General features: G+C 42.3%; 11 protein-coding genes and 1 pseudogene. 6 read left to right on the forward strand and 6 right to left on the reverse strand.

The genetic code is table 11. From position 1 onward, the window contains the following. Together V7K73_RS08060 and V7K73_RS08065 are read right to left on the reverse strand one after the other, a co-directional pair. A pseudogene (locus V7K73_RS08060) lies at positions 1-726 on the reverse strand (hypothetical protein); the annotation flags it as partial. Next, a complete protein-coding gene (locus V7K73_RS08065; RefSeq protein ID WP_334878792.1) occupies positions 723-1,826 on the reverse strand; it encodes a tyrosine-type recombinase/integrase in 1,104 nt (367 codons plus the stop codon). The gene V7K73_RS08065 and the pseudogene V7K73_RS08060, both read right to left, overlap by 4 nt. Before the next feature lie 631 nt (positions 1,827-2,457). Here V7K73_RS08065 and V7K73_RS08075 point away from each other — a divergent pair. Then, positions 2,458-3,492: a hypothetical protein gene (locus V7K73_RS08075; protein ID WP_334878793.1), complete on the forward strand. Its 1,035-nt coding sequence runs from the start codon at positions 2,458-2,460 to the stop codon at positions 3,490-3,492. A gap of 75 nt (positions 3,493-3,567) precedes the next feature. Here the strand turns inward: V7K73_RS08075 and V7K73_RS08080 are convergent, their stop codons facing one another. The 4 genes from V7K73_RS08080 to V7K73_RS08095 all read right to left on the reverse strand — a co-directional run bounded on the left by V7K73_RS08080 (position 3,568) and on the right by V7K73_RS08095 (position 7,785). Beyond that, on the reverse strand, positions 3,568-4,737 hold the full coding sequence (locus tag V7K73_RS08080) for a homocysteine biosynthesis protein (protein WP_334878794.1): 1,170 nt from the start codon (positions 4,735-4,737) through the stop codon (positions 3,568-3,570). Further along, positions 4,686-4,865, reverse strand: coding sequence for a hypothetical protein (locus V7K73_RS08085; RefSeq protein WP_334878796.1), 180 nt, complete (start codon positions 4,863-4,865; stop codon positions 4,686-4,688). Before V7K73_RS08085 ends, V7K73_RS08080 begins: the two co-directional genes overlap by 52 nt. 220 nt (positions 4,866-5,085) lie before the next feature. Further along, positions 5,086-6,360: a methionine adenosyltransferase gene (metK, locus tag V7K73_RS08090; protein WP_334878798.1), complete on the reverse strand. Its 1,275-nt coding sequence runs from the start codon at positions 6,358-6,360 to the stop codon at positions 5,086-5,088. A gap of 420 nt (positions 6,361-6,780) precedes the next feature. Beyond that, positions 6,781-7,785 carry a phosphoribulokinase gene (locus V7K73_RS08095; RefSeq protein ID WP_334878800.1) on the reverse strand — a complete coding sequence of 335 codons (1,005 nt, stop codon included), beginning with the start codon at positions 7,783-7,785 and terminating at the stop codon, positions 6,781-6,783. 1,207 nt (positions 7,786-8,992) lie between these two features. On the opposite strand from V7K73_RS08095, the gene petH reads away from it, so the two are divergent. The 5 genes from petH (at position 8,993) to V7K73_RS08120 (ending at position 14,249) form a co-directional block, all read left to right on the forward strand. Further along, positions 8,993-10,306, forward strand: coding sequence for a ferredoxin--NADP reductase (petH, locus tag V7K73_RS08100; RefSeq protein ID WP_334878802.1), 1,314 nt, complete (start codon positions 8,993-8,995; stop codon positions 10,304-10,306). A gap of 191 nt (positions 10,307-10,497) precedes the next feature. Then, positions 10,498-11,784 carry a homoserine dehydrogenase gene (locus V7K73_RS08105; RefSeq protein ID WP_334878804.1) on the forward strand — a complete coding sequence of 429 codons (1,287 nt, stop codon included), beginning with the start codon at positions 10,498-10,500 and terminating at the stop codon, positions 11,782-11,784. A 286-nt stretch (positions 11,785-12,070) separates the two neighbouring features. Next, the gene (locus V7K73_RS08110) at positions 12,071-12,370 is read left to right on the forward strand and encodes a type II toxin-antitoxin system HigB family toxin (protein ID WP_334878806.1); all 300 of its coding nucleotides are present in this window, start codon (positions 12,071-12,073) and stop codon (positions 12,368-12,370) included. Further along, positions 12,354-12,752 (forward strand): helix-turn-helix domain-containing protein, encoded by a 399-nt coding sequence (locus V7K73_RS08115; RefSeq protein WP_334878808.1) that lies wholly within the window; start codon positions 12,354-12,356, stop codon positions 12,750-12,752. The genes V7K73_RS08110 and V7K73_RS08115 overlap by 17 nt, the downstream gene beginning before the upstream one ends. A 273-nt stretch (positions 12,753-13,025) precedes the next feature. After that, positions 13,026-14,249, forward strand: coding sequence for an NACHT domain-containing protein (locus V7K73_RS08120; protein WP_334878810.1), 1,224 nt, complete (start codon positions 13,026-13,028; stop codon positions 14,247-14,249). Positions 14,250-14,575: the final 326 nt, after the last annotated feature.

The following is a 14,575-nucleotide window of genomic DNA, read 5'->3' on the forward strand; positions in this document are numbered from 1 at the left end:
CGTCCGGCTGTTCCTATGTTTATCGCGTAGTTGTTTAGGCGCACGGCGCGGTGTAACCGCGCCATTGCTTGTGACAGTTGCGTAAGTCCTGTACTTGTTAGTCTTTAAATATGCAAAATACTCTATTACCAAATCCCTATTAATACCTTCAATTTCTTGGTTAAAGCCTATTTCTATTAAAAAATCAGCAAAGATATTAATATAGCTTACTTTGTCACGTAAAGTAGCAAAAGCTAGTCTAGTGCTAGACAGATAGAGAATAAACTTTTTAAATAAGTATTTAAGCCAAGGCTGTTGAATATAAGAAAAATTGATTTTGTCATGAGAGTGGATTCCTTTCTCATAACCCAAATGCTCATTAGTCCAAATATCGTGGCTAAAATCGAACTCTTCTGGAGCAATTAGAATATCAGGTCTTTCTGCTCCAATAGTAAATTGTTTATCGCAATCTCTACAACTACACGTTATTTTTCCCGCTTTACTTCTACCTGCCCTTACAAAATTCTTGCTGTTGCACCATCGGCAGCTTATATTCCCAAGTTTTAAATCATCTCTACCAAAAGGGTTCAGAGCGTATGTACGTCTGCACTCTTTACATCGGTAATGTCGTTTCCCTGAGATTATGCCATTTAACCAGTATTTTATACTGTCACAGTTTGGACATTTAATTTCTCTGCCTTCTTCATCTACATTAAGATTGTTTTGCTTTAGCGGCTCTTTTCTCATTTTAATTCTTTCTGTTGTGCTAAATATTTTTTGTACTCTTCAATCATGTCTTCATCAGAAAGATGAACATAAGTATTTATTGTTGTTTGAATATCAGCATGACCTAGCCGTTTTTGCAGATAAGACATATCCCACCCTGCACGAATTAACTCTGTTGCATGAGTATGTCTTAATAAATGCGGATTTACATTAATTCCTGTCTTTTTTGACAAACGTCTAAACAAACTATCAACAGTTTTATAAGCTAATGGTGTGCCAATTTCACCCTTACCTGGAGCTTTAATTACCAGAAAAACAAAATCACAATCAATATCTTCTGGGTACTCATCTATCAAGTAAGCTGAGTACCATTGCATCAGTTCTTTGCTAACGTGAACTGTTCGCTCTGTTCCAGATTTAGCTCTAACATGGTTAACGTTATCTAATCTTGGGACTACATGAATTTCATTGGTTTTACCTGTAACCATGTCTTCATGTCTTAGTCCTAACGCTTCACCTATTCGTAGCCCTGTTTCGTATAGCAACCTAATTAGGAACTTGTCACGTAATGTGTTACAAGCCTCAGCCAATGTGTTAACTTGCTCTGGTGTTAAACATCCAGGAAATGTCTTTGGCTCTTTTATCTTTAATAGTCGTGTCTTAACCTCTTTACCCTTGCTAATGTGGTGTAAGAAAGACTTGTATTTACGTCCTGGTTGTAATTGATAGCGATAAACCCCTACCCCTTCAGTTGCCCCTATACGCTCTTGAAACTCATAGAACCCACAAACAGTTGTCAGGCAATGATTAATAGTCTTCTCGCAGCGTTTAGAAACCTGTGGCTGAACAGATAAAACCCCGGAGTTAGGGTTTCTCAACCAGTGGATAAAGTTTGATAGCTGCTCTAAATCAATTTCGAGCCAATTTAACTTTGAATCCCGTAAAAACTCCCAGAACAGTTTGAGGTTATGGGTATAGGTCTGAATCGTGTTTGGAGAACGCCCTACGCTGTCTAAATAATGCAGGTATTTCTGGATTGGCTCAATAGGCAAATAATCATCATCCAGCACCATCCAAACCTGACGGTCGGTGTCTGGGAGGATACCTTTTTGGACTTTCATCCTCAACTACCCTGAATATCGATGTTTACATTATAGACTTAAATGATTAATTTGTATATAGATGACAACAGCGTAGTGATAAAACTTCATATCAGCTACGCTGTTGTTGTTGTTGTTGTTATTTATGATTTAATAAGACATAAAACGGGGCTGCAAATATCATTCGCAAAGTAGCGATGATGTTAGGGCTTGACCTTAGCGGAATCAGTAGAGGCGATTTGACAGCGCCTTTGAAGTTCAGATTCTGGACTCTTCAAGAATCTCAGTCACTTTAGTGCTGAGAGTGTCAATTACACAAATCGTAAAGTTAAAAATTTCCAAAACTTTGCGGAATACCGCCAATTGCCTGTGAATTTTATAACAATTAACTATTTACACTGCTAAAGTAAGTGATGACTTTAGGAGGAGCCGTCAGAAGTGCAGCTATGATATGCTTCCGAAACTAGTGTAAAGGCGCTAAATTACACATTTAGTGTTTATACATTCAATTTAGCGCGTTTAGTATTGTTATAGAGTACCCTAGTGTGACTTTGTGAAAAGCAAATATACTTTCATCCGTCGCACAAATGCTCTTTCCAGCTGCCTTTGTAAAATCCCACAATGGGATGTGTCTGTGCCGCAAGGAGTTTTTATGAATTCCGACCTGATGCCGTTGCCTGAATCCTCCAATTCTTCTGCCTCTAACCAAGGCCCAACTAACATAGGGGCAGCTGCTAATGTTCGCATAGCAGCCAAGTCCTCTAAAGAAGTTGAAAATTCGCCTGTTAACCCCATTGAGACTGACTCAAATGGGAACTTAATCAATCGACAGCAACCGATTCCGCCTCCTAGTGAGCCGATGCAATATCGAGCGATCGGGTTAGTTAGGGGTCGCTATCATGCTAGCAGCGAACAATTTACTCAAGGTACGCTGCTGACTTCCGATGGTGTACAACTCAATGCCGTCCTCCTAGGCCGGATTATGAGCTTAGTCAAGAATCACCTAGACTTAGAAAAAGAACACTTGTGGGTAGTATATCCACGCACAAGACAAGAGGATGATACGTTGCACATCCAAATCGTCGGAGTTTGGGAGCCAGAAAATCTGGCTAAAAACTCAACAGATGAAGACGATTCCGACTTAGATTTGCAATTACAGACACCCGATCATGGCTTATCCGAAAACTCTGAACTAAGTACAATTCCCGTAATTCCCTCATCAGAAGTTGCAGATGGTGGTTTTTCTGTTCGTGGTGAGGTAGTATACCAGTCATTTGACGCTAAGAGCTTAGTAGTCAAAATTAGGCAGGCTGCACGCAAACCAACTGAGAAACCCAAATATTTCAAGTTGAAATTGAGGGGTGTGCTGACCACCAAAGCAGTAGGAAAGTTCTGGGACTTTCAAGCCAAGCGAGAAGCTGACGTTTTGATAGTAGAAAAAGCTGAGGCGATCGCTGACTTGCCCAAAAAACGCAAACCACCATTCAAAGGTGGCGGTGGCCCTCGTGCTGGCGGTGGCGGTGGTGCTGGTGGTAGAAAACCATTCCCCCCCAGACGCAGTAGTGGCGAAACCCCACGTCCTATCAAGAAAACAGGCGCAGGCGGCGACACCTCTGTAGTATCAAAACCTATACCTAAAACACCCGCTCCTAAGCCCATCAAGCGGCCGAAACCGACTCAAGAATAGGAATGGGGAGCAGGGGGAGATGAGGGAGTAATGGAAGCAACATCCCCCTCATCCCCCTCATCCCCCTCATCCCCCTCAAAAATCCGTCCGCCGATCTTGGGGTAGAAAAGATCGATCCATCGGAATTGGGGAAACTGGTTCTGTCAGGGTAAACGTACCTGCTTCGATCCACTTTTTCAACTCTAGGGCGACTTGTCTAGAAAAAAATAAACTCGCTAAGGGGGCAGAGCGTACAGCTTTGCCCTCAATGGTTATCCGCCCAGATTTTAGTTGGGCGTAACTCACTAAACCAAAGGTAGGACGGACGCGCCGGGGAATGGAAAAATCCACTATTGGGGCTACTAAGTCTTGATCTTGGACGGCACAGTGTTCAACTACTTGTTCATTTAATACAGGGAGTGGGACACCAACACCTAACATCAATGAGGGGCCATAGCTTTTGAAGTAACATCCCCGCACCCAGTGAGCATCCATTTGCTTGGCATCACCAATTAAAGCTAAAGTGGCGGAAGGCCCAATCGGTGTACGATTAGCTAAACGCTTTTGTAAAGGGAAATGCTGAGTGCCTTCCCAGGCGACATAGCCAATACCACCGCCTAAAAAAATTCGAGTCCCTATACCAACGAGTTGTAAATCGGGATCGTTGAGTAAGGGGGAAATAGCACCAGGGTTAGAGTAAACGGCATTCCCCAAACGCGGTTGTAAAGGGCCTAGATAGGTGAAGAGGGGGCGATCGCCACCATTTACCCCAACAATAAAATTTTGATAAAGATTGCGCGGATTGAATAAATAAAACTGATTAATCGTTTCACTGGTAATTGTAGTTTCAAAAGTTGCTCTGGGATAACAATCTGTTACTTGTCCTTGCGCTTTTACGTGTATAGATTTACCAGCGATCAAATCTTCGATTACATGACCCCCGCCACGTTCTCGGACTTCTTCCCCGTCCGTCGTCTCCACAGCAGAACTCGCACCCAAATATAAATCTACTGCCCCAAAACCAGAGTATGCTGGTACACCATCTAACCAGCAGCGGCGAATTTTTATCGGCGGGTCAGTGTGTCCGAGATTGATAATTGCACCACTTGATTCCATCGGCTCAAATGTGCCAGTGGTAATTACATCAACTTCTTTAGCAGCTTTAGTAACACCGATTTCTACAACTCGTGCTTTTAATTCTTCAGTTGTCAACACTACCGCACGTTGGCGGCTGATTTTCTCGTTAATTTCTGCAATTGTTCGCATTTTATCAGTGCTAGCGCTTCCTGCTGTCTTCCTTTTTGAAGGATATCTTGATAAATCACAGACTCTTCCATAATTTCCTCTGGAAATAATTGTCGCCAATCTCTGCGCGACAGCTTAACACCCCACATAGGGTTAAAATTCCTAAAAAAACAATTCAACTAAGTAAGTGGGCGCAAATAATCATCACAGGCCGCTTTTCAATACTTCTCGGTTAGCGCAATTAGTCGTTGCAGATCCCCCAATCCCTTTTAATATTCTTGTGGCTACTAAAAAATGAGGGCATAGGCAACTTAACAACTTGCCAATACCCTCAAATAAATATCTAAATTTTTGCAGTAGCGTATAAGCCTAAGTTAGTGCTTGAGCAACTACTGCCGAAAGTGACTCATTTGCTGCTTGCTTCAACAATTCGGCTTTATCGGTTTGTTCCCAAGGTAAGTCTAAATCAGCCCGCCCAAAATGACCGTAAGCCGCGACGTCCTGATAAAAACGTCCGCCTCGTTCACTTGGTAAGTTGCGTAAGTTGAAGGTATGGATAATCCCTGCTGGTCGCAGTTCAAAGTGCTTGTTGATTAATTCCAGTAAAGTTTCTTCATCCACTTTACCAGTGCCAAAGGTATCTACCAGAATGCTTGTTGGTCGCGCTACACCAATCGCATAAGATAGCTGAATTTCAACTTTTTCTGCCAACCCAGCAGCGACAATATTTTTCGCCACATAACGAGCCGCATACGCAGCAGAGCGGTCTACCTTCGTGGGGTCTTTGCCAGAAAAAGCGCCGCCACCATGCCGTGAATAACCACCGTAGGTGTCAACAATTATTTTCCGTCCTGTCAGACCAGAGTCTCCCTGAGGGCCACCAACGACAAATTTGCCAGTGGGGTTGACTAAAAAACGTGTTTCCTGATTAGGCTTAATTTCAATGTCGCCAAAAACAGGTTCGACCACTGCTGACCAGAGGTCTTGTTTAATTTTGGCTTGTACTGCCGCCTCATCCGTGATTTCCCCAATACTGGCTGTATGCTGGGTGGAAATCAGAATAGTGTCGATACCTACTGGGCGTCCATCTTCGTAGACCACAGTTACTTGGGTTTTACCGTCAGGGCGTAGGTATGACAATTCACCTGTTTTGCGGACTGCTGCCAATCGGCGAGCAATGCGGTGGGCGAGACTGATGGGTAAGGGCATCAGTTCTGGTGTTTCGTTGCTGGCAAAACCGAACATTATACCTTGATCGCCCGCACCAATTTTGTCAAATTGTTCGTCACTATCTTGTTCGCGGGTTTCTTGGGCGGTGTTAACGCCTTGGGCGATATCAGGTGATTGTTCGTCTAAAGCTAGCAGAACGCTGGTGCTGTTAGCAGAAAAGCCATTATCGGCATTGGTATAGCCAATTTCGGCAATTTTTTTGCGGGCGAGATTGACGAAATTAACATTGGCTTTGCTGGTTATTTCGCCAGTGATTAGCACCAAACCAGTATTAACTACTACTTCAGCAGCGACACGGCTGCTGGGGTCTTGTATCAGTAGGGCATCTAGAATGGTATCAGAAATCTGATCGCAGATTTTATCTGGATGGCCTTCGGTGACTGACTCGGAGGTAAATAGATATCGACGAGACAAAGGAAATTCCTCCTGACTTGAGTTTTTTGGCTGAACTAAATGTAGTTTTTAGTTCAACTACCTAATTTAACGTGAGTTAGATAAACCTCTGCCTAACTTAAACTTTAGTTCAAGCCTGCCCCTCTCTGAATCGGAGAGACACGGTTTTACGTAGCAAAACCTCTTAGAGGTCTTTTAATTCGGCTCATTAGGCGAACACCACATAAGCCGTCGAACTCACATTAATTTATGAAATCATAACAATATTTATACTTCAGTAGTTAGTATCTTCTTAATATCGATAAGAACCACTAGCAATCAGGTAAGTGTCTGTAAAGAAAATAAATTTATGCTCATTATTTTGTGGTTAAAATGTATTTAATAACACAAAAAAAAGGGACACCTAGAAGCGTCCCCACAAATGACACAAACACTGCTGCTTTAAACTTGAACTGCTAACTTTGCTTCCGTAGCTGTCAAGCGCTCATAAGCAGCACGCATTTTCAAACCTGTAAGCACTTGGAAGAAACCAGTACCATTATTGGAACCTGGATACTCGCGGTGCTGGAGTAACAAGTGAGTCAATTCACCCTGATATTTAGTGGATGTATTGCTGAGATGGGTTTCGATATAAATTACTTCTTCTAAGTTGTCAAATTGACCATCGACCTCTAGTACTGAGACATAGCGGCCGTAGTAAACATCTGAACCGTAGTACAGTTGCATACCAGGGTAGGAACAGGTCAGCTTGCGTCCACAGGGAGTCCAATTAATTGTTGACCCTTCATCAAATAGGTAGGTTGGATCAAAGCCTTCCTTACCTTCGCGCTGGAGCATACGTACTCGCAAGACTCTGCGCTCCGTGTCGTTTTTGATCAAGTTCGTGGGTAATACTTGCAGAACCACATCAGCAAATTCTCTTTGTGGTTCGATAAACTTATCAAAATCAGGTTTGCGGGAATTGATTTGCGCTAACACATCTTCGTAGCGATGACCGCGTTCAGCCATATCTCGCTGGATTTTCCAGGCAATTTTGACTTCATCGCTAATGTCAAAATAAACACTGAAGTCGATTAGCGATCGTACCCGCTCATCATATAAAGGATGCAGCCCTTCAACAACTATAATGTGATTCGGCTCTATCCGCTCTGGCGGATCGATCAACCCAGTTTCGTGGTTATAAATCGGCTTATCAATCCCTTGACCATTTTTGAGCGCTTTAATTTGCTCATACATCAGGTCAAAATTGTTTGCTCTGGGGTCTAATGCCGTTATCCCAGTATCTTTACGCTGTTTGCGATCCAAGGAGTGATAATCATCTAAGCAGATGACTGTCATTAAATCTTCACCAAATAAATCTATCAAACGACGCAAAAACGTAGATTTACCGCATCCAGAGTCTCCGGCTACTCCAATCAGCACCACGCGTTCCGGCTTACTTGTCATAAATCTCCTCTAAAATACTAAAATTGATTGTCTCAATATTTTTTCACACAGCAGATTTTGAAGCCAGGAGTTTACCCCATTGGTTTATCCTGCGTTCTTGCTACCTAGCACATCTAATAAGACACCAAGCAAGTAGGCAACAAAATAATTAAGTTGCTACTCGTCGGACTAGCCTGAATGTTGGTGCCGGTAAGTATTTAATCCTAGTGGTATATTTGATTTTAACAGAAGGGTGTATCCCATACAAGATTGCTGTCAAGAAGAATTAGCGTGGTTTATCAATCATTTTTTGTTGATTTAGTTGTTAATTTAAAAATGGGGATCAGCACCGCCCATCAGCGTTGCGCCTTTATCAGTCCGCTACTTGTGACTATAAACAAGACTTAATGGTATAATCTATTATTGCCGCGAATTTTTTGATGTTCCTAAATTGTAATTCCTGCTCGACAATACTTAAATATATACAAAGCAAAAATCTATCCAACGAATGAGCAAAGAACTTGCATTAGTCAAATTATTGACTGTAAATTTATAGATATGCTCAGTCAGATAGAAGCATTGACGTTATGTCCAACTACTGATAGGGGTTGACAGATTTTTCACATCAAGTGAAACTGATTACACTTGCTAAAATCATGGTTCTCTATGTCGTTATGTTTGTAGCTGGAGTTGTCAGAGTCATGTAATTATCCATAGACAGGTGATGAATATAGCTAACAATATTCCGAGATACTAGATTTAAAGAAGTAAAACCAATCAGAAGAAAACCTTCTGGGATTAGCATTTCCGATTTAAACCCCTGGAGTATGCAAGCGCAACCGCAATTTTTGGAAGTCAACTGAGCGGTAGCTTGCACTAATCGAAGCAGGCTTCTTACAATATCTGCCCCTTTAAGTTGCTGGTTGGGTAATAAGGTAAAAAGCTATCTCCCTGGTGGGGTGGTAGTTAACGAAAAAAAGATTAAATTGACTCATTATTAACATTCTCCACAAGACTTATCCTTTACCTTAGAAGGTGAACAGGTGTGTTTTTTACTATGCCTGCATGTCTTCGGTGAGTGTACTTAGCAAGGCATTAATTTAATGATGCCTTTTTTCCTTCAAGGCCAGTTTTGTGAAACGAAAATCCGCTAAACTAAAGCTGGCAAGGTAGGGGAATAGTTTTTTTTTGAAAAACGGTTAAGTAAATTATCGGAGTGGTAGAACGAATGTACAATCAAGGTGCTGTTGAGGGTGCTGCCAACACAGAATTAGGTAGCCGCATCTTCCTTTATGAAGTGGTGGGTTTGCGTCAGAGCGAAGAAACCGATCAAACTAACTACCCAATTCGGAAAAGTGGCAGTGTGTTCATCAGAGTGCCTTACAACCGCATGAATCAAGAAATGCGACGTATTACTCGTCTAGGCGGCACAATTGTTAGCATCCAGCCCATAACTGCGCTAGAGCCAGTTAATGGTAAAGCCTCACTTGGGAATGCTACAAGCGAAGTCAGCGAGTTAGCTACATTTGGGGAAACTGCTAACAGTGAAGGGAATGGTAAAGCCACACCTGTAAATGCTCATAGTGCCCAAGAACAGAACAAGGACAAGAAAGGCAACACCATGACTCAAGCGAAAGCCAAAAAAGACCACGGTGACGTTCCTGTTAACACTTACCGTCCCAATGCTCCGTTTATTGGCAAGGTAATATCTAATGAACCCCTAGTCAAAGAAAATGGTATTGGTATTGTTCAACACCTGAAATTTGACTTATCTGGCAGTGATTTAAAGTATATAGAAGGTCAAAGTATTGGGATTATTCCACCAGGATTAGACAAGAACGGCAAGCCGGAAAAACTCAGACTATATTCCATCGCCTCAACTCGTCATGGCGATGATGTCGATGACAAGACAGTATCACTGTGCGTCCGCCAGTTGGAATACAAGCACCCAGAAACTAGCGAAACAGTTTACGGTGTTTGCTCTACACACTTGTGTTTCCTTAAGCCAGGGGAAGAGGTAAAAATTACTGGGCCTGTGGGTAAGGAAATGTTGTTACCCAATGACCCTGATGCTAATGTGATCATGATGGCAACTGGAACAGGTATTGCGCCGATGCGGGCTTATCTGTGGCGTCAATTTAAAGATGCAGAAAGAGCGGCTAACCCAGAATACGAATTTAAAGGATTCTCTTGGTTAATATTTGGGGTACCAACAACTCCAAACCTCTTATATAAGGAAGAACTGGAAGAAATTCAACAAAAATATCCTGATAACTTCCGGCTCACTGCTGCTATTAGCCGCGAACAGAAAAATCCCCAAGGCGGTAGAATGTATATTCAAGACCGTGTAGCGGAACATGCTGATGAATTGTGGCAATTGATTAAAAATGAAAAAACCCACACATACATTTGCGGTTTGCGCGGTATGGAAGAAGGTATTGATGCAGCCTTAACTGCTGCTGCTGCTAAGGAAGACGTAACCTGGAGTGATTACCAGAAGCAACTCAAGAAAGGCGGTCGCTGGCACGTAGAAACATACTAAATTAGTCATTAGTCATTAGTCATTGGTCATTAGTTTTTGGACTTTGGACAAAGCACAAAGTCTGTAGACGCTTCTGAGGCTTGCGGCGCTCAGAACTTTGTAACAGAGGACAAATGACAAAGGAAGAAGGATAATCAGTAGGTAGGGCAAACGCTCTACCTACAATTGTTATTGGTAGAATTGGGTGCAAAATGGGTGTGAAACTAGGAATACTGGGATTAGGCACCGTGGGAACGGGAACAGTGCAGTTGTTGCAAGATAGCGCTGGGCGTCACCCATTGTTGCAAGAGATAGAAATCTATCGGGTGGGAGTACGATCGCTCGATAAACCCCGTGCAGTAGAATTGTCTACGGAAGTATTGACTACAGATTTGGAAGCAATTGTCAACGATCCGGCGGTAGATATAGTTGTGGAGGTGATGGGGGGACTAGAGCCGGCGCGATCGCTCATTCTCAAAGCTTTAAGTAATGGTAAGCATGTAGTCACCGCCAATAAAGCAGCGATCGCTCGCTTTGGAGCAGAAATTTTCACAACTGCCAATCAAGCTGGCGTATACGTCATGCTAGAAGCTGCTGTGGGTGGTGGGATTCCCGTGATTCAACCCCTAAAGCAGTCTTTAAGTGTTAACCGGATTCACACTATAACAGGCATCGTTAACGGTACAACAAACTACATCCTTACCCGGATGCAAACAGAAGGCAGCAACTTCAATGATGTATTAGCTGATGCCCAACGTTTGGGTTATGCTGAGGCTGACCCGACATCTGATGTCGATGGCTTAGACGCAGCCGATAAAATTGCCATTCTCGCATCATTAGGCTTTGGTGGACGGATTAACTTACAAGATGTTTATACTGAGGGGATTCGGCAAGTCAGCAAAACAGATATAGCCTACGCCGAAAAATTGGGATTTGTGATTAAATTGTTAGCGATCGCTAAACGTGATACTCCCTCATCTCCCCTTTCTCTGAGAGTTCATCCTACCTTAGTGCCTCAAGCTCACCCTTTGGCTAGCATCAACGGCGTTTACAATGCCATTCTTGTGGAAGGAGAACCCATTGGGCAAGTCATGTTTTTTGGCCCCGGTGCTGGTGCTGGTGCAACCGCCAGCGCTGTCACATCAGATATTTTGAATTTAGTGGCTGTCCTTAAAACCAATACAGCAGTTGCAAATCCATTATTAACTTGTGGACATCAGGAATATTGCCAAATTGCGCCAATGGCAGAATTGATAACTCGGTTTTACGCCCGTTTCCTCACCAACGATCAACCTGGAGTTATCGGTAAATTGGGGACTTGTTTTGGTAACTATGGCGTTAGCTTAGAGTCAATTGTCCAAACTGGTTTTCAAGGAGAACTTGCAGAGATTGTGGTTGTTACCCATGATGTGCCAGAAGGTAACTTTCGGCAAGCTTTGGCAGAAATTCGGGATTTGTCAGCGATCGAAAGTATTCCTAGTTTACTGCGTGTACTTTGAAATAATTCGTAATGGCGTCTCCCTTTGGGAGAAGACTCGCTACCGCTTCTCTACGAGACGCTACGCGAACGCTAACGTAATTCGTAATTAATCTAAGAGGATGTTTGAAAAGTATTGGGTGAATAGAATTCGTTACTACACAAACAAAGTTAACCTTTGTAAACTAAGAGAAAATTAGCAATTTTTAACCTGCGTAGGTGGTCACTGAGCTGCTGGTGAGCGTAGTCGAACCATGTCGAAGTGCAGGTTTTGTTTATTTTAATAATCGTAATCAGAGTAAATTTAAATGCACGTTATTAGTCGCAAAATTCTACGGGAATTTTGTGAGGCACACGCAGATGCAAGGGAAGCACTTTATGATTGGTATAGGATAGCAACTAAAGCTGAATGGAAAAATCTGCTTGAAGTTCAGGCTATTTATCCAAAAGCAGAAGCAGTTGGTAACTTCACCGTGTTTAATATCAAAGGAAACAACTACCGTTTGATTGCTGATATTGTTTACGAAACTCAAAGAATCTATATTAAATATGTCCTAACTCACGCTGAATATGATAAGGATAAATGGAAAAATGACCCGTACTTTTAATCCAGAATCTTATGGTAAATTACTAGCTGAGTATCAGGGAAAAATAATTACCACGGAAGCAGAAAACGAACAAGCGATCGCACTCGCATTAACCTTAGAACATCGTCCTAATCGTACACCAGCAGAAGAGATGCTGTTGCAACTGTTGGTGACATTAATTGAGCAGTTTGAAGAAACCCATTATCCAATCCTCCAAGGTACACCCAATTCGATGTTAATGCATCTGATGGACGCACACGATACTACAACCGAAGCATTAGCTGAGGTAATTGGTTCATTGGAAATTGCTTTACAAATTATTAATGGCGATCGCACCATTAGTAAAACTCAAGCAAAAGCGTTGTCGGACTATTTTAATGTAGATATCAGTTTATTTACCTGATATTTCCAACGAACTTCGCTTAGTGAATGATTACGGCAATCAGTGGCTATGGGAACGAAGCTACACTATGCCAATGGAAGAGTACAAGACTGCATTAAGTATAGCACGCGCTCAAGTTAGATATACAGAAAAATTTTTCAGTGATAGTACTGAACTTATCCGCGAGGACAGAAAGCGGTGAGTCAGTATTGCTATTACTCATACCTGCGGTCTATAATATTAAGTGATTATAGTTTTATTAATTACTATGACTCAGACGGCAAGTGTTTGGTAATGTTAGATCGACTTGATGAAGTTGCAGACGATGAACATCGACGGCAGGTAAGTACTTGGGTTTCTCAGCAACTCCAAAATTATGAGCAGAAATTACCGTTCATTCTGACATCGCGTCCACAAGCTTACAATCAAGCTCCTCTGCGAGATACCCCAGCTTATTTTGTGCGGCCATTCACCACTCAACAGCGCAATAGCTTTCTTTTCAACTGGTATTTTAATCTAGAAAAACGTAAAAATTCTAGAGAACAATCACAAAAACAGCTGAAGAAAACTGCCGAATCCAAAAAAAACGAGTTAGTGCGGCAAATTGATGCAGTTCCTTCACTCCGCTTGATGGCAACTAACCCGCTTTTACTGGCATTGATTATTAATACTTACAAGCAGAAAACGAGTCTTTCTCCAACCCGAACAGGACTTTACAAGCAAGTTTGTGATGTGCTTCTCCAAGGACGGCAATCTGCTTCTGGAACTACCCGATATCCACTCAAGCCAGAGCAAAAGCAAGAAGCTTTGCAAGCACTCGCATTAGAGATGACTAAACGCCAAGTACTTCAGTTTACGCTCGATGAGAGAAATCAGGACAGTAATATTTTTCTAGCAAAAGAGTTTCTTCAGGCAGAACTAGCTCAGATGGTTGAGGGGGGACAAGAGGTTAAACCAGAAGATTTTATCGAAAGAGATGATAGTGGTGTGCGAGAACTGTTGAGCGATCGCAAACAAGAAAAACTCTATGAATTTACCCATCGCACCTTTCAGGAGTATTTAACGGCGGTTGAACTCACAAAGGCAGAGCATGAGCATTATTTATTAGAAGTTTTTACAAAAGATAAACAATACCTGGATTGGAGAAGACAAACTATTTTGTTCTATGCAGGTCAGGTCAAAGTCGATAACCTGATTGATGCGGCATTAAACAACCCAACTGTCGCCACCCTAACCCTTGCTTACGAGTGTTTGCAGAACAAGCTCAGGGTTAGTCGGGGGAAAGAGCAGGAACTACTCAAAAAGGTAGAAGAGGGTTTGAAGTCAGATGACCTGGAAGTTTTTAAATTAGCAGCATCAGTGCAACTGGAAAAACGGCTAAACCACCTGAACGAAGATTGTTTTATGGGGAGTTCAGAAAAAGAAAACCCGATGGCGATCGCCACGACAGAGACAGGTGACAAAATCTGGCCAGGGCAAGTGGTAGATGAAAAGGATATATGCTCGTTTTGGTGGTAGAGTGAGCAATGAGGACAACGAAATATACAAAGCTTATTGTCGCTTCGGCGATCGCTTGGAGGGTGGAGAATGGAAGAGTGGATCTGACGCATCAGCTTCGTTAGTACCTCTGCCCAACAGAACACTGAACACACAAAGACTTGTTTCCGTGCCCGAATTGATTGACTAGACTTGTAAAATGTAACATATAAAGCTTTCAGAAGTTTGTAAACATTTATCACAGCCTCCTTTCCCACGGAATAATCAACATTTCAGAAATCCGATACCTGGCAAGCAAAGCAACGCGGCAAAATAACTAATGGCACGACCAATTATAGAGAATTTAC

It is taken from the genome of Nostoc sp., assembly GCF_036916975.1.
Lineage (GTDB): Bacteria > Cyanobacteriota > Cyanobacteriia > Cyanobacteriales > Nostocaceae > Nostoc.

Coding starts and splice junctions, on each gene's coding strand:
- V7K73_RS08110 (WP_334878806.1), top strand. CDS start 12,071: ATGCACGTTATTAGTCGCAAAATTCTACGGGAATTTTGTGAGGCACAC.
- V7K73_RS08065 (WP_334878792.1), bottom strand. CDS start 1,826: ATGAAAGTCCAAAAAGGTATCCTCCCAGACACCGACCGTCAGGTTTGG.
- V7K73_RS08105 (WP_334878804.1), top strand. CDS start 10,498: ATGGGTGTGAAACTAGGAATACTGGGATTAGGCACCGTGGGAACGGGA.
- V7K73_RS08085 (WP_334878796.1), bottom strand. CDS start 4,865: ATGTGGGGTGTTAAGCTGTCGCGCAGAGATTGGCGACAATTATTTCCA.
- V7K73_RS08080 (WP_334878794.1), bottom strand. CDS start 4,737: ATGCGAACAATTGCAGAAATTAACGAGAAAATCAGCCGCCAACGTGCG.
- V7K73_RS08095 (WP_334878800.1), bottom strand. CDS start 7,785: ATGACAAGTAAGCCGGAACGCGTGGTGCTGATTGGAGTAGCCGGAGAC.
- V7K73_RS08075 (WP_334878793.1), top strand. CDS start 2,458: ATGAATTCCGACCTGATGCCGTTGCCTGAATCCTCCAATTCTTCTGCC.
- V7K73_RS08120 (WP_334878810.1), top strand. CDS start 13,026: ATGTTAGATCGACTTGATGAAGTTGCAGACGATGAACATCGACGGCAG.
- V7K73_RS08115 (WP_334878808.1), top strand. CDS start 12,354: ATGACCCGTACTTTTAATCCAGAATCTTATGGTAAATTACTAGCTGAG.
- petH (WP_334878802.1), top strand. CDS start 8,993: ATGTACAATCAAGGTGCTGTTGAGGGTGCTGCCAACACAGAATTAGGT.